Origin of the sequence: Actinoplanes sp. HUAS TT8, from assembly GCF_051380535.1 — a bacterium.
In the GTDB taxonomy this organism is placed as follows: Bacteria; Actinomycetota; Actinomycetes; order Mycobacteriales; family Micromonosporaceae; genus Actinoplanes.
The window spans coordinates 5,305,041-5,323,693 of the sequence record NZ_CP195646.1 but is presented as its reverse complement, the minus strand read 5'-3'; the positions used below and the strand labels follow the sequence as shown (position 1 = coordinate 5,323,693).

The following is an 18,653-nucleotide window of genomic DNA, read 5'->3' as shown; positions in this document are numbered from 1 at the left end:
CCCCGCGGCTCGGCAGTGCGGCGCGCCGGTAGGAGGATTGCCTACTGCCGGTTGCGGCGGGGTGGTTTCCAGTGCTGGGCGAGTTTGTCGATGGTCTCGGCTTCCGGGGCGGGGTGGGGGAGCGGTCCCGCGCCGGGCGTCGCGCGTAGTCCGTCGAGCAGGGTGGCCAGGTAGCGGCGCCAGAGTCCGGGTTCGGCATGTTCGGTGTACTCCAGGACCGAGCTCATCATGTAGTGGATCATGGCGATGTCGGTGCCGGTGACGCCGGGCCGCAGCAGACCGGCGGCGTGGCAGCGGGCGACGAGGGCGTCGGCGCCCGGCTGCAGGCGGCGGCGTTTCTCGTCGATCTGGTCCTGGCCGTAGGTGCGACTGAACAGGATGTCGCGCAGGCCGTGGTTGCCGGCGATGGCCTCGGCGGCCTTGACGAAGTAGTCGTTGAGCCCGGCCCAGGGATCCGGGTTGCGCAGCCCCTCCTCGGCGCAGGCCACCAGATTGTCCAGCCGGTCCTCGTAAAGGGCCTGGATCAGCTCGTCGCGGCTGGCGAAGCGGCGGTAGAGCGTGGCCACGCCGACGTCGGCGTGGTGGGCGATGTCGTCGAGGGTGACTTCCAGGCCGCGCAGGGCGAAGACCTCCCGGGCGGCCTGCAGGATGCGCTGGCGGTTGCGCTCGGCGTCCTTGCGCAGCGGGCGCGACGCGGCGGGCTCGGATGCTGGTGACACGCCGGAAATCTAGCGCATGCGGAGTGACCTTCTCCATATGGAGAACAAATCTCCACTTCCTGTAGCGTGAAATATGTGGAGGCGAGTTCTCCACTCCTTGTCGGCTTCTGGGAAGAGAACCTCTCGTGACAAACGTGGACCTGGGCACCCGACCGCAGGACGCGGCCACGCCCGCCGCGCGCAACCCGCACCACAACCGCCGCTGGCTGATCCTCGGCGTGCTCGGCCTGGCCCAGCTGATGGTGATCCTCGACGCCAGCATCGTGAACATCGCACTGCCCTCGGCCCAGTCGGCGCTGAACTTCTCCACCGGCGACCGGCAGTGGATCGTCACGGCGTACGCGCTCGCGTTCGGCGCCCTGCTGCCGCTCGGCGGGCGCATCGGTGACCTCATCGGCCGCAAGACCGCGCTGATCATCGGCCTGGCCGGCTTCGCGCTGGCCTCCGCGGTCGGCGGTGCGGCCACCGGATTCGGCACCCTGGTGCTCGCCCGCGCCGGACAGGGCGTGTTCGGCGCGCTGCTCGCCCCGGCCGTGCTCTCCCTGCTGACCACCACCTTCACCGACGCGAAGGAACGGGCCAAGGCGTTCGGCATCTACGGTGCCCTGGCCGGTGCCGGTGGCGCGATCGGCCTGCTCGCCGGCGGCCTGCTCACCGAGTACCTGAACTGGCGCTGGTGCATGTACGTCAACATCGTCTTCGCGGTGATCGCCGCGGCCGGCGCCGCCGTGCTGCTGCACAACCAGCGCGCCGACGGGCCGAGCCACCGGATCGACGTTCCCGGCACGCTCGCCGTCTCGGCCGGCCTGTTCGCGGTTGTCTACGGCTTCGCCAACGCCGAGACCGACGGGTTCGGTGCCGCCGGCACGTGGGGCTGGCTGGTCGCCGGCGTGCTGCTGCTGGCCGCGTTCGCCGTCATCGAGACGCGGGTGTCGCACCCGCTGATCCCGATGCGCGTGCTGCTCGACCGGGTCCGCGGCGGCGCCATCGTCGCCGTCCTGCTCACCGGGGTCGGCATGTTCGCGATCTTCCTGTTCCTGACCTTCTACCTGCAGCAGAACCTGGGCTTCTCGCCGGTCCGCAGCGGGGTCGCGTTCCTGCCCATGGTTTTCGCGCTGGCCACCACGGCCACCGTGTCGAGCACCGCGCTGCTGCCGCGGACCGGGCCGCGCCCGCTGGTCCCGGCCGGCTTCCTGATCGGTGCGGCCGGTCTGCTCTGGCTCGCGCGCATCGACACGTCGTCCACCTACGCGGCCGACGTGCTCGCCCCGCTGATCGTCACCGGCATCGGGTTCGGCCTGGCCATGGCCCCGGCGATGACCGCGGGCACCAGCGGTGTCGAGCCGCACGACGCCGGGGTGGCCTCCGCCCTGGTCAACACCGCGCAGCAGGTCGGCGGCTCGATCGGCACCGCGCTGCTCAGCACCGTGGCCGCGAACGCGATGACCGACTTCCTGGCCGGTAAGCAGGCCGGGCCGCAGGTGCTGGCCGAGGCCGGCATCCACAGCTACACGTCGGCGTTCACCTGGGCGGCGGGCGTGTTCGTGGCCGGCGCGGTGATCTGCGGGCTGCTGTTGCGCTCCGGTCCCCTGGAGGCGGACCCGCACGGCGCCCCGGCCGCACACATGTGACCCTGCCGGCATCACCACCGAATCCATAGACCTCGAACCGGCGGGACGTGCCGTTGACCCGCGCGCCGACCGCGATCCTGGCCCGGCGCACCGCCGCGGGCTGACGGTCACGCCGGTCCCGCCGGGCCGCGGCCGCTCAAAGGTGGCTCAGCGCAGAGACAGCACCTGCACGCCGAGCTCGGACGTGAGCAGCGCATCGGTCGCGTCGTCGACGAGCGTCTTGCCGTGGGCCGGGGTGATCCGGCGTGCCGTGATGAGCGCGGCCGTGCCCTGCATCGCCGCGGCGAACAGCAGCTTGAACCGCTCGCGGGTGCCGGCGTCGGCCCGCTCGCCGGAGGCGCCGGCCAGCCCGCTGTCGAGCAGCGTGAACAGCCGGACCGCGGCGTCGTTGACCGGCCCGTCGGGGGCGTTCGACTTCGCCGCGAACATCAGCTCCATCAGCGCCGCGTTGTCGACGGCGAAGTCGACATACGCATGCCCGACGAGCCGGATCCGGTCCCGGATCGTGCCGGGGCTTCGCAGCGCGGCCCCCACCTGCTCGGCCATCCGGTCGAAACCCTGCTCGGCCAGGGCGTCGAGCAGCGCCTGCCGGTCGATGAAGTGACTGCGCGGCGCGCCGTGGCTGACCCCGGCCTGCCGGGCGAGCTCGCGCAGCGACAGCCCGTCGGCGCCGCTCTCGCGCAGCATGACCTCGGCCTGTTCGAGCAGGACCGCCCGCAGGTTGCCGTGGTGGAAGGGCCGCCTCATGCCGTGAGCATATCGCAGTGGTAGGCGGCGCCTAGTTTCTAGGCGTTGACTATTTTCTAGACAGTGCCTAGGTTGATGGTGTGGCCAACGCTCAGATGGAGAAGTGATGGAGCAGAAGACGTTCCTGGTGTTCGGGGCCTCCGGGCAGACGGGTCAGCACTTCGTCTCCCTCGCCCTGCAAGACGGGCACCGGGTCAGAGCCCTGGCCCGCAATCCCCAGAAGATCACCTCGTCCGGTGCCGACCTGCAGGTCAACCCGGGAACCATCGGCAACACGGCCGACTGGGCGGGCCTTCTGCCGGGCGCCGACTACGTGGTCGCCATGCTGGGCGACCGGAAAACCCAGGAGAAGAACAACATCAATACCGCTTTCGTACGGTCATTGATCCCGGCCATGCGTGAACACGGCGTCAAACGATTCCTGTACCAGGCGGGCGGCTTGACCAGAGTTCCGGGCCGACGCCTGTCACCGGTCGTCTGGACGCTCCGGAAAACCGTGGCCCGCGGCTTCGAAGGGCAGCACCGGGACAACGAGGCGGTCCTGCGCTACCTGATGGAGGAGGCCGGCGACATCGAGTGGATGGCGCACCGGGCCGGCATCGGCTCCGACGGCCCGTCCCGGGGAGTGCTGGAACGGTCCGAGACGAAGATCAGCATCGCGACCTTCCGGGACTGCGCCGCGTACAACTACCGCACGGTCATGGACCCGGCCGCCGTTCACACCCACGCCATGAGCCGCTACCGGAAGTGACGGCCGGCCACCCCGGGCTCGTTGTGCCAGGAGAAGGCGGCGCGAGCCGGGCCACGATCTCGTGAAGGGCCCGGGCCCGCGCCGTTCGGAGCCGCCTGGCCGCCAAGCTGGGCGGCTCCGAGCGCGGAGAGCGTGTCGTCTCCCCGCCGGGAATGACGCACGAATCGGCTTCGGGTTCAACGAGCCCCGGGGGTTTCTCCGTGCTCCGGGTCGCCGGCCAGGGCGTCGAGGAAGTCGCGGGCCCACTTGTCGATGTCGTTGTCGTGGACCTGCATGCGCATCGGCTGCATCCGTTTGGCCTGCTCGGCCTCGTCGGCCTCCAGCGCGTCGACCAGGCCCCGCTTCAGATCCTCGACGTCGTGCGGGTTGACCTGGAAAGCCGTCTCCAGCTCGGCCGCGGCGCCGGCGAACTCGCTGAGGACCAGGGTGCCGCGGTCGTCGTGGCGGGCGGCGACGTACTCCTTGGCGACCAGGTTCATGCCGTCGCGCAGCGGGGTGACGACCATGACGTCGGCGGCCAGGTACAGGGCGACCAGGTCGGCGCGGCCCATCGACTGGAACAGGTAGTGCACCGGCACCTGCCCGACCGCGCCGAACTCGCCGTTGATCCGGCCGACCTCGCGTTCGACCCGGGCCCGTAGCTGCTGGTATTCCAGGACCCGCATCCGGCTGGGCGTGGCCACCTGGACGAGGACGACATCGTCGTTGGACACGACGCCTTCGGCGAGCAATTCTCCGTACGCCTCAAGCCGTTGTTCGATGCCTTTGGTGTAATCCAGGCGATCGACGCCGAGCAGGAGACGCCGATCGCCGCCGCCCAGTTCGGTGCGCAACCGGCGGGCTTCGGCCTGCACCTCGGGGTCGTTGGCCAGATCCTGCACCTCGGCGACGTCGATGGAGATCGGAAAGGCCCGGGCGATGACGGTACGGCCGTCGACCTCCACCCGGTCCTCGTCCGGTTCCAGGGCGAGCAGCCGGGCGGTCAGCTGAAGGAAGTTCTGCGCCGCCAGGGGCCGCTGGAAACCGACCAGGTCGGCGCCGAGCAGACCGCGCAGCAGTTCGGCGCGGCGGGGGAGCTGCATGAACAGCTCGACCGGCGGGAACGGGATGTGCAGGAAGAACCCGATCTTCAGGTCCGGGCGCAGCTCGCGCAGCATCGCCGGGACCAGCATCAGCTGGTAGTCGTGGACCCACACGGTGGCGTCCGGCGCGGCCAGCGCGGCCGCCGCCTCGGCGAAACGGCGGTTGACCGCCTCGTAGGCCTGACGCCACGGCCGGCGATGGGTGGGCTGCTCGACCGCGTCGTGGAACAACGGCCAGATGGTCGCGTTGGACTGGCCCTCGTAGTAGCGGTCGACGTCGTCCTCGCTCAACCCGACCGGGTGCAGGTGCATGCCGTCGGTGTCGAACGGCTCCGGTGCCTCGCCCGGCTGCCCGGTCCAGCCCACCCAGGCGCCGCCCTGGCGCCGCACGATCGGCTGCAGTGCGCTGACCAGACCACCGGGGCTGCGCGCCCAGCTGCGCTTGCCCTTGTCGTCGACGACCTCGTCGACCGGCAGACGATTGGCCACGACCACCAGCTCATACGACTTGTTCACGGCCTGCTGATACCGCTCGGCGGCCGTTTCGAAACCGTAAGTGCCGTCGGACCTGCTGATCAGGGCGGCCCGGTCAACGTGGCATGCCGGCGGGTTTGTTCGGTGAGCGCCGTGACATGCCGGGCCGTCGCCTCGGCCGCGCGTCTCGCCGGCTGGCCCTGCTGCCACCGGCTGAGCGCATCGCTGCGTGTAATCGGCTGACGGCAAGGGGGGTCCTCGGCTGATGCGCAGCGATCGACTTCAGCCCAGGTTCCTAGGATGCTTTAGGGGCGGTGAGCGTCGACGGAGCGCGACGCACCGATGACTCCAGGGTTCGTGCCGGTCGGGGGGAGGTCCCGGTTCGGCCGGGAGTGGCGCCGGTTCACTGTGGAGCATGACCTTGGTGACTCGCGCCGGCGAACCCCATGGCCGCGGCCCGGCGGCGTACCTGATCGTCTCCGCGTCCGCGGTGTTGCTGGGTGCCGTCACCGGCCCGCTCGGGATCGGCTCGCCCGGCACGGGGGTCGGGGCGCTGTTCCTCTGGATCGTGATGGCGGCGGCCGCTGAGGTCGTCGCCGGTGGTCCGCGGCGGCCGGGCGTGCTGCCCTGGGCGATCGGCGCCACGATGCTGGCCGCGTTCTGCGGCCCGGGTGCGGTCACGGCCCTGCTCGGCGGCGCGGCCGTCGTGTACGGGCTGAGGGCCGTCGTGACCATGACGCCGGTCGAGCGGTTCTCCCCGGTCGTGCCCGGAGCGTTCCCCGGCCGGCGCCGGTTCGACATCGCCAACGACCTCAGCGGGCGGACGGCCTCGGATCCGGCCACCACCGGCGCCATCCTGGCGCTGACCCTGTCCTGACACGGCTGCCCGGCGCAGGTGGCCCGCGTCTCGCGGGCCGAGGTTCTGATCCTCTCGGTTGGCTGGCCGAAAGGTTGATGAATATGCCATGACATCTGTCATGGATGCCCAGGAAGGGCGGTATGACTTCTGGCCTGGCGGGTTGACCGAAAGGATGACCCGACACCCATGACATCTGACACTTCACAGTGGACAAAATTCATCGACGTAACTCTTGCTGAAGATCACTCGGGACTCATAGGTTGGCTCGCGGTAACCACGTGTCATACGAGGGGGACGCTGTGAGACCGCGTGAACGTGCGGAGACCTTCAGCCGGTGGAACGCCGGCCGGAGGCTCAAATGGATGCAGGGGGCGTGTGCCGCCCTGGTCCCGGTGGTGGTGGCCGCCGTCATCGGAGTGCCGGAGCGTGCGGTGGCCGCTCCGGTCGAGGTGCCGGTGGCCAAGCCGCCGGTCTGTCCGGTAGATCGCGCCGACGTCGCCTCGGCGGCCGTCGCGGCGAAACTGTGCGGCAACCGGGTCGAGGTGCTCGGTCAGCGCACCGAGACGACGCAGGTGTTCGTCAACGCCGACGGCACGATCACCGAGGAGCGGGCGCTCGCCCCGGTGCGGGTGCAGACGGACAACAAGTGGCAGGACGTCGACCTGACCCTGGTCCGGGCCGCCGACGGCACGGTCGAGCCGCGGGTGCACGCCCGCAGCCTGAGGCTCAGCGGTGCGCAGGCCGGCGCCGGCGAGCACGAGATCGTGTCCCTGGGTGCCGGTGCCCAGCGCACCAGCATCTCCTGGAAGGGCAAGCTTCCGGAGCCGGTGCTGTCCGGCGACACCGCGACCTATCCGGACGTGCTGCGCGGTGTCGACATCGTGGTGCGGGCCCAGACCACCGGCTACGAGCAGTACTTCGTGGCCAAGGATCGGGCCGCGCTGCGCCGCATCGCCAAGCTGTCCGTGCCGATGAGCACCGGTAAGCTGACCGCCGGCGCCGACAAGGCCGGTGGGCTGGCGTTCAAGGACGGCAAGGGCCGGCTCGTCGGCCGTGCGCAGGCCCCGGAGATGTGGGACGCGCAGGTCGCGCCGCTCGCGCTGGAGCATGTCAATCGGGCCCCGGTCGGTCTGCGTACGCTGCCCGGGCGCGCCGGGCGGGCCACGATGGAGCTGACCGCGGACGCCGCGTTCGTCGAGCGCGCCGACCTGAAGTTCCCGGTGACCATCGACCCGCCCGCGTCGCTGCCGGTGGCGTTCGACGCGTTCGTGCAGAACAGCTACTCCAGCGACCAGTCCGGCACCACCGAGCTGAAGCTCGGTCACATCATCGACGGCAGCGCCTACACGGCCCGTTCCTACCTGCGGTTCGGTACGACGGGGATCTGGGGCACCCGGGTGATGTCGGCCAAGCTGCGGTTGTGGGCGACGCATTCCTGGTCGTGCACCGCCTCGTCGTGGGAGGCGTGGCGCACCGATCGGGCCGACACCTCGACCCGCTGGGCGGCGCAGCCGACCGCCCGGGAGAAGGTCGGCACGTCGACCGAGACCAAGGGCTACAACTCGTCGTGTGCCGACGGCTACGTGTATGTCGAGGTCGGCAAGGCGTTGCAGTACGCCGCGGACGCCAAGACGGCCGACGTCACGGTGATGCTGCGCAGTACGAGCGAGTCCGACACGAAGAGCTGGAAGAAGTTCGACTCGTCGGAGGCCGCGCACCCGCCGGTCGTGACGATCACCTACAACGCGGCGCCGGGTGTGCCGACCGGCCTGGCGGTCGCCCCGTGCTACTCGTCCTGCGGGGCCGGGGCGCAGACGAGCAGTCTGCGGCCGACGCTGTCGGCGAAGCTGGCCGACGGTAACGCCGGGCAGGCCCTGCGGGCGTCGTTCGAGCTGCGCAACAAGGCGACCGGTGCCGTGGTGGCGCAGTCCGGCCTGCTGACCGGCAACCCGGGGTGGACCACCGGGTCGACCGCGAGCTGGCAGGTCACCACGGATCTGGTCAGCGGCACCGCCTATCAGTGGCGGGTCAGCGCTTCCGATCCGTACGCCGCCGGCAGCGCCACCGGGTGGACGGATCTGACTCCGGACACGGAGAAGCCGGGGGTGCCGTTCGTCTCGGCGAACCTGTACAAGAACGACGGTGCGCCGCACGGTGGGGCGGGGCAGTCCGACACGTTCACGTTCACCCCGGCCGGCAGCACCGGTGATCTGGCCGCGTTCGTCTACCGGCTCGACACCGACGCGTCGGCGACGACGCTGGCCGCCACCGCCGGTACGACGGTGACGTTGAGCCCCCGCGACGGGCAGCGCACACTGACCGTGCAGGCCAAGGACCGGGCCGGGAACCTGTCGGCGGCCAACCTGTACGTCTTCTCGGCCGGCAATGCCGCGCTGGCCCAGCCTCTGCCGGGTGCGACGATCGTCAAGCGCACCAAGCTGGAGGTCACCACTCCGGTGTCCGGGTACACCCGCGCCTTCTTCGAGTATCGGCGTGGTCCGGGTGCGACGGTTCTGCCGATCCCGTCGGCCAACCTGACGTCGGCCGGGGGTGCGCCGATCGTGGCGACCGCGACCAGTCCGGTGGCGTTCACGACGCTCGGCGGGCACGCGGTCTGGACCGCGGCCGACACGCTCGGTGCGGTCGGCGGTGTGGTCGAGGTGCGTGCGCGGATCTACACCGCGACCTCCACGAGTTCGGTGTACGACACCCCGTGGGTGCGGGTCACGGTCGATTCCAGCGGTGACGGCGGGGCCTCGGAATCGGTCGGGCCCGGTGCGGTGAACCTGCTCAGCGGTGATCTGGGTCTGGACGCGTCCGACGTCGACGATCTCGGTCTGTCGGTGAGCCGCAGCTCGTCGTCGCGCTCGCCGGTCGGCGGCTATGTGGCGATGCCGGAGAAGCTGACCGCCAACCAGCAGCAGGTCTCGACCGACCTGACCGGGTTCACGGTCCCGTCCACCGCCACCGCTGTGCGGTCCACGGCCCGGGGCCAGGGTGACGTCACCCCGGTCGACTCGGTGGAGATCACCCCGGCCACGTCGGGGACCAGCAACGACACCTACGTCGCGCTGGGTGGTGACGGTGGTGCGATGCGCCTGGGCATGCAGGCCGGGCGGACCTACCGGCTGACCGGCTGGATCTTCGTGCCGGCGGCGACCGGTCTGGCGCCGGCCAACACCACCAACGGCCTGCGGATGGTGGGCTGGTACAAGAACGGTACGGCCTATACGGCGGTGCCGTCGGCGATGGCCGCGTACACCGAGGGCTGGCAGGAACTGTCGGTCGACATGACCGTTCCGGCGGGCAGCACCGAGGCCCTGGTCCGGCTCTACAACGGCCATGCGGGTGGCAGCGGTAAGAAGGTGTACTGGGACAACATCTCGGTCACCGAGATCGTCGCCCCGTTCGGCCCGTCGTGGAGCGGCGGTGCCACCGGTGGTGCGGCCGGCAGCACGTACACGACGCTGACCTTCCCGTCGCCGTCGGTGGCGCAGGTCAATCTGCTCGGCGGGGACTGGATCACGTTCTCCCGTAATGCCGACGCGGTGAGTTACACCCCGGAGCCCGGCAACGAGCATCTGACGTTGAGCAAGCCGGACGCCACCACGTTCCGGTTGACCGATCTCGACGGTACGGTCAGCCAGTTCAAGCAGCAGGGGACTGTCTGGACGGTCAGTTCGACGTGGACCGCCGACGACGACTCGACCACCAGGTACGTCTACGACACGGCGAACGGTCGTCTTCTGCTCAAGAAGGTGATCAACCCGGTGGAGCCGGGTGTCGACGACACCGGAGGCTGCGCCGCGACGACCCCGGTGCGCGGCTGCGAGCTGCTGGAGTACGTGTACGCGACGAGCACCACGTCCGGGCTGAGCAGCACGGTGTTCGGCGACGTCACCGATCGCGTCTCGGCCGTCAAGATCTGGAGCTGGGATCCGGCGGCGGGCGCGGTCACCGCGGTCGACGTGGCTCGCTACGCCTACGACAACCTGGGCCGGCTGCGGGAGGTGTGGGATCCGCGGATCAGCCCGGCGCTGAAGACGGCGTACGAGTACGACGCCGTCGGCCGGGTCGTCACGAACACGCCGCCGGGCGAGCTGCCGTGGATGTTCGATTACGCCAATCCGGACGTGGACGCCGCGGCGCTGCGCTGGAACCTCGACGGCAACGGGACCGACAGTTCGGGCGCGGGCCGCAACGCGACCGGCAGTGGCGGTTCCTGGGCCGAGGGCAACGATCCCGGCAACCCGGGCGACCGGGCACTGGCGTTGCCCGGCTCGTCCACCCAGGGTTACACGGCGGCCGGGACCCCGCTGTCGAACACGGCGTCCTACACCGTGTCGGCGTGGGCTCGGATCACCGACACCTCGGTCAACCGGACGATCGTGTCCAAGGACGGGTCCAGCACCAGCGGGTTCTTCCTGAACTACGTCCAGGCCGAGAACAAGTGGGCCTTCTCCCGGGTCAGCGCGGACAACGAGAGCGCCACTCCGGTGCGTGCGGTGTCCAACGTGGCGCCGACGCTCGGGCAGTGGACCCACCTGGCCGGGGTCTACGACACCGCCGCCGGGAAGATGAAGCTGTACGTCAACGGCGTGTTGCAGTCCTCGACGGCGGCCACCGGCGGGTGGAACGCGAGCGGCAACTACGTCGTCGGCCGGGCCAAGTGGGCCGGCGCGAACGCCAACGCCTGGGCCGGTGGTATCGACGACGTGCGTGTCTACGGTTCGGCCCTGAGCGACGCGCAGGTCGCGGGTCTGGCCGGTGACGAGAACTACGGCCGGCTGCTGCGGGTGCGCCGTGCCGCCCTCAAGCAGGGCAGTACGACCGAGACCGACGGTGAGACGGCCAGCCAGATCGTCTACGGCGTTCCGCTGACCAGGGCGGCCGGCGGCCCGCACGACATGGACGCGGCCACGGTCGGTACGTGGGGGCAGCGGGATGTGCCGACCGACGCCACCGCGGTCTTCGGGCCGGAGGACACCCCGGCCCGGAACCGGGCGTCACGTGCGGTCCCGGGGACGGGCGGATATCCGTACGCCGAAATTCATTATTTGAATGCCAACGCGCAGGAGGTCAACACGGCCACGCCGGGTGGCTATATCGACACCAAGGAGTATGACCGGTTCGGTAACGAGATCCGCTCGCTGGAGGCCAGTGCCCGGGCGCTGGCGCTGGGTACCCGCTCACAGGCGGCGGCCGATCTGGCCGCGCTGGGCCTGCTGGAGAGTGACACCGCCACACGGGCGCAGGCGTTGTCGACGGTCAGCCGGTACGGCAGTGACGGGACGGATCTGCTGGAGCAGGTCGGGCCGACCTCGGTCCTGGTCCTGGAGAAGGCGCTCGCCGATCCGGACGGCACCGGTGAGCTCGCCGCTCTCGCCGCCGGGACGACGGTGATCGGGCGCGACCGGGTGACCAACGTCTACGACGAGAACAAGCCGGACGGCGCGAGCTACCACCTGCTGACCAGCGAGACCCGGGGCACGCAGATCGACGGGTATCCGCTGGCCGACACCCGGGTGACCCGCAACGGGTACGACGCGGAACGGGGCGGCACCTCCGGGTGGGCGCTGAAGAAGGCCACCAAGGTGGTCAGCGACGCCGGCCGGACCGATCAGACCGAGTATCACGTCTTCGACTCGGGGGGCCGCGAGGTCAAGTCGTTCGCGCCCGGGGCCACCGGCACCGATGCGGCCACGACGGTGACGATCTACTACACCGCCGGGGCCAACGCCGCCGACGAGGCCTGCGGCAACCGGCCGGAGTGGGCGGGCAACATCTGCCGCACCTCGGCGGCCGGTGCGGTCACCGGGCACGACCCGGATCGCATGGCCGGATCCCTGCCGGTGCGCCGGATCACCCGCTTCGAGCGGTTCGGCGACGAGCAGGAGGTGACCGAGACCGCGGCCGGTAAGACCCGGACCACGGTGACCCGGCACGACGCGGCGGGACGGGAGATCGGTACGGCGGTGACCGCCGACCTGGGCGTGGCCGTACCGGAGTCGACCGTCGCCTACGACCTGGCCACCGGGAAACCGGCGGCGTCGGCCGCGGGCGGGTCGACGATCACCCGGGAGTACGACCGGCTCGGCCGGATGGTGCGTTACGTCGATGCCGACGGCGGGGCGACCGTCACCACCTTCGACCGGTTCGGCAAGACCGTCCTGGTCAGCGACCCGAGTGGTGCGGCCGGCTACACCTACGACCGGGCGGTCGAACCGCGCGGCATGGTCACCGGCGTCACCGACAGCGCGGCCGGCACGTTCACGGCCGGGTACGGGCCGGACGAGCAGATGACCGTGCTGCGTTACCCCGGTGGGATCACCCGCACCGACCGGCTCGACGCCAACCTCAAACCGGTGGAGCGCACCTACACCCGTGACTCCGACGGTGAGGTCATCCACTCGGAGAACGTCATCTTCAACAGCCTCGGTCACGTGGTCCGCCACGAGTACACCGGCGGCAGCAAGGCGTTCTCCTACGACGGGCTGGGCCGGCTGACCGAGGCCCGGCACGACAGCGCCATGACCGACGGGTGCCTGACCCGGGCGTACGACCTCGACGCGCGCAGCAACCGGCTGCAGGTCAGGACGTACGGTCCCGGGGCCGAGGGGGCCTGTCAGCGCACCGAGGCGGCGCAGGAGAGCAACCACTCCTACGACAGCGCCGATCGTCTGCTCGACGCCGGATACCGCTACGACGCGTTCGGCCGCACGGTCGAACTGCCGGGTCTGCGGGTCGGCTACCACGCCGACGACCTGGTGCAGGAGCAGGAGCTCGGTGACGTGCGGCAGACCTGGTCGATGGACCCGTCGCGGCGGTTCCGGGAGTCGACCACGGCCACCGACAGCGGTGACGGCTGGTTCATCACGTCGACCAAGCTGAACCATTACGGGGACGACACCGACTCCCCGCGGTGGATCGTCGAGGACCCGGCGACGATGGCGATCACCCGCAACGTGCGGGGCCCGGGCGGGGATCTGGCCGCGGTCGTCTCCGGCGGGCAGGTGCGGCTGCAGCTGGCCAACCTGCACGACGACGTCGCGGTGAGCATCGACACGGCGATGACCGAGGTCGAGCTGTTCGACAACGACGAGTACGGCGTTCCGCTGGCCGGTCAGGGGACCCAGCGGTACGGGTGGCTGGGCGCCAAATACCGGTCGGGTGACGCGCTGGGCGGCATGCTGCTCATGGGTGTGCGGCTGTACAACCCGGTGACCGGCCGGTTCCTCAGCGTCGACCCGGTTCCCGGGGGCAGCTGCAACGCCTACGACTACGCCTGCGCCGACCCGGTCAACAGCACCGACCTCGACGGTAAGCGGCGCAACTACTGCGGCTGGGGTGGTGCCTGGTGCAAGGCCCTGGCCCGGCAGCTGGCCAAGGGCGTCAAGAATCTGCGCAACTGGCAGTGGCAGGGCTTCATGCGCGGCCTGTCCTACGCCCATCGTGGCGTTCGGGCCGGTTGGCGTGGGGCTCGCTGGGCGTGGCGCAACAAGTGGAAGGGTGTCGACTACATCCGTACGTACTCCAGCCGTGGTTCGGCGGTGGGTGGTCTGGCCGGTGGCGCGTACTGTGCGGCCAGGCGACTGGGCTGGCGCCGGTGCGCGGCGTATGCCGGCGCCGGGGCCGGTATCGGAGGTCTTATGGGTACGGGCTACGGCACGTCCAAGTTGATCGGTCGTGGTGTCCGGTCCGTCTGGCGGAGGTTCCGGCATGGGCACTGGTGACCTGAGTTCGCCTCCGCGGCCCCGATGGCTGTTCGCGCTGGCCGGGCTTCCGCTGCCGGTCCTGGTCTTCGCGCTGGGGTTCTGGGTGCACGGCCGGTCCTGGTCGGGGGTGACGTTGCCGCTTCTGCTGCTGCCGTCGGCGGTGTTCGTCCGGTACGCGGCGCAGCCCGCGGCCGGCCGGGTGCCGGTGCTCAGGATCCTGGGCGCGTACGGCTCGGGGGTGCTGCTCTGCCTCGGTGCTCTGGCCGTGGACGTGGTGCCCGCCGGATGGGTGGAGCTGGTGCTGGACGTGCTCCTGCTGATCCTCGGGGCCGCGTTCCTCGGTGACGGTTTCCGCTGGTCGGCTACCGGTCGGCGGCCGGTCCCGGTCGAGCAGAGGTAGTAAGAAGGTCGAGCGGCGTCCCGGTCGAGGGGCGCCGCTCGACGCTTGGCCGGGGTCAGCCGAACAGGGCGGCCGGGATGTCGGCGTAGAAGAGGGCCGGATCGCCGGACAGTGACGCCTTGACGTTGGCGGTGGGCCGGTCGGCGATCACTTCGAGCTTGCCCGCTTCCAGGCCGTCCAGGGCCTGGGCGACGACCTCGTGGGGCGGCAGTTTGGGGATGTCGTAGCCGGCCATCATGTCGGTGTCGGCGATCGCCAGGGCCAGGGCGGTGACCTGGGTCTTCTGGTCGGCCAGTTCGAGCCGGATTCCGTTGGTGAGCGACCACTCGGCGGCCTTGGAGGCGGCGTAGCCGTTGCTCGACGGGGCGAACGCGTACCAGCTCAGCGCCGAGATGACATTGAGGATGGCGCCGCCGGCGAGCCGGGGCGCGAAGGCGCGGGTGACGTTGAGGGTGCCCCAGAAGTTGGTGTCGAACTCGCGGCGGATGTTGTCGGTGGACGGCCCGAGCAGGGGCGCGTCGGTGGAGATGCCGGCGTTGTTGACCAGGATGTCGAGCTCGCCCACCTCGGCCGCCGCGGCGGCGATGGAAGCCGGGTCGGTGATGTCGAGCCGCAGCGGGACGACGCCGGGGATGTCGATGAGGTCGGGGCGGCGGGCGGTGGCGTAGACGGTGGTGGCGCCGCGGGCGAGCAGGGCCTGCGCGAAGGCCTTGCCGAGGCCACGGTTCGCGCCGGTTACGAGGGCTTTTGTGCCGTTGATCTGCATGCCACCACGCTAAAACCTGACGTTGATGTCAGAGGCAAGTTTTGCGACCCGGCTCACTGCGCGCAGCGGCTCCCGGCGAGTTATTACCGACTTCTTACCTGCCGTCCTCTCGGCGATCCGGGGTGTGTCCGGGCCGCGTATCGGGGAGCGACGCCGCCGGTCGGGCGGTTCGTCCCACGATTTCGTCCCACGATTTCGTCCCACGATGAGGAGAAGCCCGTGAGAGTTGGCTACCGGCGGCGGACGCCGAAGAATTCGACCCTGGTACGGGTCCTCGCGGCGGGCACCGCGCTCGCCGCGGCCGGGGTCCTGACCGTCACGTTCGTCTCCGGGGGCGGCCACGGTGCGGCCGACGCCTCGACGAGCCTGAACCAGTACGTGCCGATCGAGAAGGTCGCGGCCGGTGTCGTGACCCCGCGGCCGGGCCGTGACGCCTCGCGCGGCCGGTTCACGGTCGACTGCGGCACCAACGGCAACGGCAAGTTCAGCCCGGACAACCCGGTGGCGCAGCCGGGCATCCGCAACGGGGCCGAGCACGTGCACGACTTCGTCGGCAACAAGGCGATCACCGCGTTCTCCTCCGACGCCGATCTGGAGGCGTCGGGCACCACCTGCCACAACGGGGACAAGTCGTCGTACTTCTGGCCGGTGGTCCGGATCGACACGTCGGTGCGCGCGGACGGCGCGAAGGTCCGCGAGGCGTTGTCCGGCACGTCGGGGGCGGTGGTGTGCCCGGCCGTACGTGATCGTCTCCCGGCCGTGCCGGACAGCGCGAAGGCGTCGGTGGACCGGTTGCTCTCCGACCTGGATCGGGCCGAGGCCGCCGCCGACCGGCGGGTTCTGGCCGTCGCGGGGGTGAACGCGGATCTCAACAACGAGGTTCTGCGCAGCCTCGGTGCGCAGCGGGCGGCCGCGCTGGCCGGCCTGGGTGAGGCGATCCGCCGGGCCGGTGGCCGGTGGCCGTCCGGCATGGTGTCGATGGCCGACTGCGACATCAGCTACGACGGTGTCCACGCGGCCCTGCACACCGGGCCCGCCGGCACCGGGCCGGTGGCCAGCCCGCAGGTGCGGTGCCCGGGCGTACGCGACAAGCTTCCCGGTGTGCCGCGGGCGGCGCTGGCCGAGGTGGATCGGGGTCTGGCCGAACTGGACCGGCAGATCTCGCAGGCGAACGAGCGGCTGGTCGCCACCCGCGGGCAGGGCGGCCCGGCCTTCGTCGACAACGCGATCCTCGGCCCGCTGAAGGCGAAACGAACCGCGGTCCTGGACCGCATCGCCACCGCGATCGGCCGCAGCGCCGCCCGCCCGGACGGGCTCGGGAAACTGGCCGCCTGCACCGTCGACGGACAACCGGCGGCCTCGCCTACCCCGTCGCCGTCCCCGTCCGCTGCCGCGCTGCCCGATCCGCAGGGACCGAACCTGGAACTGCCGAACAACACCGGCGGGATCGTACGGCCCGCCTCGGTGCTGATCGAGTATCGCGGGAACCCGGTGAGCAAGGTCGTGCCGATGCCGAAGTTCCTGCGGGAGCTGACCGGCGACGCCAAGCCGACCAGCCGTGGCCCGGCCAACGCCCGCGCCACCTGGACCTGCTCCGGGTTCGCCGATCGGCTGTCGGACAAGTACCCGGTGTGTCCCGCGGGCCGCCAGGTCCAGCGGGTGCAGGACTTCCCCGGCTGCTGGGACGGGAAGAACACCGACAGCGCCAACCACCGCAGCCACGTCGCGTTCGCCGACCGGGCGACCGGGGCCTGCCCGGCCGGGTTCGTGGCCATCCCGCAGTTGCGGATCACCCTGTCGTATCGGATCTCGCGGCAGGTGCAGCTGAAAGGCCAGTACGCGCTGGACTCGTTCCCGGAGGAGAACCACAACCCGTTCTCCGACCACAACGACTTCGTCAACGTCAACTCGGTCCGCACCATGCAGCGCATCGCCGCCTGCATCAACACGGGCAGGAACTGCGGGAATCGCTGAACCGGCCCGCCTGGTGACGATCGGGCTCCGGGCTCAGGCCCAGTGCACGACGTCGTCGTGGCTCAGGCGGGGGAGGCGGTCGAACCAGGCGTCCGGGCCGGGGTGTCCGATGTTGACCACCAGGATCGAGTGGAGCCGGCCGTCCGGGAAGAACTCGGCGTCCACGCCCGCGGCGTCGAAGCCGCCCATCGGCCCGGCGGCCAAACCCTGGGCGCGGACGGCGAGGATGAAGTAGCCGGCCTGCAAGGTCGCGTTGAACGAAGCCGTTCCGGCGCGCAGGTCGTCGTTCCCGGCGAAGACGTTCTTCAGCTCCGGCTTGAACGGGAGAACGGCCGGGATGTGCTCGTGGAAGCGGGTGTCGAGGGCCAGGACGGCGACCGCCGGAGCTGCGGCCGTCTTGGCGCGGTTGCCCTCGTTCATGTGCTTGACCAGGTGGTCGCGGCCCTCGCCGGGGCGCACGAACAGGACCCGCAGCGGCTGCGTGTTGGCCGAGGTCGGCGCCCACCTGGTCAGTTCCCAGATCGCGCTCAGCTCGGCGTCGGTCACCGGTGTCGTGGTGAACGTGTTGGCGGTGCGGGCGCCGGTGAACAGGGTGTGCTTGGCCTGCTCGTCCAGGCGGTCCAGCGGGGTGCTGCAGTGCGGTGCGGCGGTCACGGCGATCCTCGATTCGGTTTATGTGTTAACCAAATCCTAGGCCGATCTGGTTAACACATCAACCAAAAAGTGAGCCGCGCCTCCCACGGGGTCGTGTTGGTCATGAAGACCGTCTAAGGTTCGCTGCTCATGGGGACGACATACGAGACGCTGCTGGTCGCCGCGGATTTTGACGCCACCTTGGACGCGCTGTGCGACCTCGGGGTCGTCGGGTTCGTGGTGCCGCTGACCGAGAACCGGGTGGCGGTGCTGCCCCCGCCGGGCGAGAACTCGGACACCGCTCCGGTCGGCCGGATCGGCGCGGAACTGAGTGCGGCCCTCAACTGCATGACACTGGCCACGTACGTCTTCGACTCGGACCTGGTCCGCTGCTACGTGATCCGCGACGGCCGGCAGATCCACTCCTACGACTCCAGGACAGACATGCTGGTGGAGTGGTGCGAGGAGGACGACGAGATGGTCGCGAAGCTGGACGGCGTCGTCTACCCGGCCGACCACAAGTTCCCGAAAGGCCCGCGAGGCAACGACCCGCAAGCGTTCGCCCCGTTCGCGGTCGGCCCACCCGACCTGAACGCCATCGCCGCCGCCCTGCGCGGCCAAGACTCCGACGCGTTCGCCATGGCCGAGGACCGGCACTACGAAATCCTTGAGGCTCTCGGGTTGCCGACGGGGGCGCTGACGACCTCGTACTGGGGCTTCTTCCCCGACAAATACCCGGGCGCTGTCGAGCTGGTGCCCGACGACCAGGACTGATCAGCGAGCCCTTTCTAACCGAGCAGGCCGGGTTCTCGATCTTGTGCAGAACGAGGATGGCTTGCACGATCGCGGTGACCCGGCGTGGGTCGCGGTCAGGTCATGGGTCGAGCCCGGTCGCGAGGCGG

Annotated in this window: 12 protein-coding genes; 7 read left to right on the top strand and 5 right to left on the bottom strand. The window is 70.4% G+C overall.

The window, feature by feature from the left end:
- Nucleotides 1-41: 41 nt before the first annotated feature.
- A complete protein-coding gene (locus ACSHV8_RS23770) occupies nt 42-719 on the bottom strand; it encodes a TetR/AcrR family transcriptional regulator (protein ID WP_436535960.1) in 678 nt (225 codons plus the stop codon).
- Nucleotides 720-844: 125 nt separating this feature from the next.
- On the opposite strand from ACSHV8_RS23770, the gene ACSHV8_RS23765 reads away from it, so the two are divergent.
- On the top strand, nt 845-2,350 hold the full coding sequence (locus ACSHV8_RS23765; RefSeq protein WP_436535959.1) for an MFS transporter: 1,506 nt from the start codon (nt 845-847) through the stop codon (nt 2,348-2,350).
- Nucleotides 2,351-2,497: 147 nt separating this feature from the next.
- On the opposite strand, the gene ACSHV8_RS23760 is transcribed toward ACSHV8_RS23765, so the two are convergent.
- On the bottom strand, nt 2,498-3,097 hold the full coding sequence (locus tag ACSHV8_RS23760; RefSeq protein WP_436535958.1) for a TetR/AcrR family transcriptional regulator: 600 nt from the start codon (nt 3,095-3,097) through the stop codon (nt 2,498-2,500).
- 106 nt (nt 3,098-3,203) lie between these two features.
- On the opposite strand from ACSHV8_RS23760, the gene ACSHV8_RS23755 reads away from it, so the two are divergent.
- Nucleotides 3,204-3,848, top strand: a complete 645-nt coding sequence (locus ACSHV8_RS23755) for an NAD(P)-dependent oxidoreductase (protein ID WP_436535957.1) — start codon at nt 3,204-3,206, stop codon at nt 3,846-3,848.
- Between the two features lie 176 nt (nt 3,849-4,024).
- On the opposite strand, the gene ACSHV8_RS23750 is transcribed toward ACSHV8_RS23755, so the two are convergent.
- Nucleotides 4,025-5,446, bottom strand: coding sequence for an alpha,alpha-trehalose-phosphate synthase (UDP-forming) (locus tag ACSHV8_RS23750; protein ID WP_436535956.1), 1,422 nt, complete (start codon nt 5,444-5,446; stop codon nt 4,025-4,027).
- A gap of 373 nt (nt 5,447-5,819) precedes the next feature.
- On the opposite strand from ACSHV8_RS23750, the gene ACSHV8_RS23745 reads away from it, so the two are divergent.
- The 3 genes from ACSHV8_RS23745 (at nt 5,820) to ACSHV8_RS23735 (ending at nt 14,378) form a co-directional block, all read left to right on the top strand.
- A complete protein-coding gene (locus ACSHV8_RS23745) occupies nt 5,820-6,281 on the top strand; it encodes a hypothetical protein (protein ID WP_436535955.1) in 462 nt (153 codons plus the stop codon).
- Nucleotides 6,282-6,625: 344 nt separating this feature from the next.
- Nucleotides 6,626-13,996 carry a LamG-like jellyroll fold domain-containing protein gene (locus tag ACSHV8_RS23740; RefSeq protein WP_436535954.1) on the top strand — a complete coding sequence of 2,457 codons (7,371 nt, stop codon included), beginning with the start codon at nt 6,626-6,628 and terminating at the stop codon, nt 13,994-13,996.
- Complete coding sequence (locus tag ACSHV8_RS23735; protein ID WP_436535953.1) at nt 13,983-14,378, top strand: hypothetical protein; 396 nt, start codon at nt 13,983-13,985, stop codon at nt 14,376-14,378. The genes ACSHV8_RS23740 and ACSHV8_RS23735 overlap by 14 nt, the downstream gene beginning before the upstream one ends.
- A 55-nt stretch (nt 14,379-14,433) precedes the next feature.
- On the opposite strand, the gene ACSHV8_RS23730 is transcribed toward ACSHV8_RS23735, so the two are convergent.
- On the bottom strand, nt 14,434-15,144 hold the full coding sequence (locus ACSHV8_RS23730) for an SDR family oxidoreductase (protein WP_436535952.1): 711 nt from the start codon (nt 15,142-15,144) through the stop codon (nt 14,434-14,436).
- Between the two features lie 219 nt (nt 15,145-15,363).
- On the opposite strand from ACSHV8_RS23730, the gene ACSHV8_RS23725 reads away from it, so the two are divergent.
- Nucleotides 15,364-17,118 (top strand): DUF1996 domain-containing protein, encoded by a 1,755-nt coding sequence (locus tag ACSHV8_RS23725; RefSeq protein WP_436535951.1) that lies wholly within the window; start codon nt 15,364-15,366, stop codon nt 17,116-17,118.
- Nucleotides 17,119-17,151: 33 nt separating this feature from the next.
- Here ACSHV8_RS23725 and ACSHV8_RS23720 read toward each other — a convergent pair whose 3' ends face one another.
- Nucleotides 17,152-17,772, bottom strand: a complete 621-nt coding sequence (locus ACSHV8_RS23720; RefSeq protein WP_436535950.1) for a malonic semialdehyde reductase — start codon at nt 17,770-17,772, stop codon at nt 17,152-17,154.
- Between the two features lie 129 nt (nt 17,773-17,901).
- Between ACSHV8_RS23720 and ACSHV8_RS23715 the strand changes: the two genes are divergently transcribed.
- Nucleotides 17,902-18,525 (top strand): hypothetical protein, encoded by a 624-nt coding sequence (locus ACSHV8_RS23715; RefSeq protein ID WP_436535949.1) that lies wholly within the window; start codon nt 17,902-17,904, stop codon nt 18,523-18,525.
- The last annotated feature ends 128 nt before the right edge of the window (nt 18,526-18,653 follow it).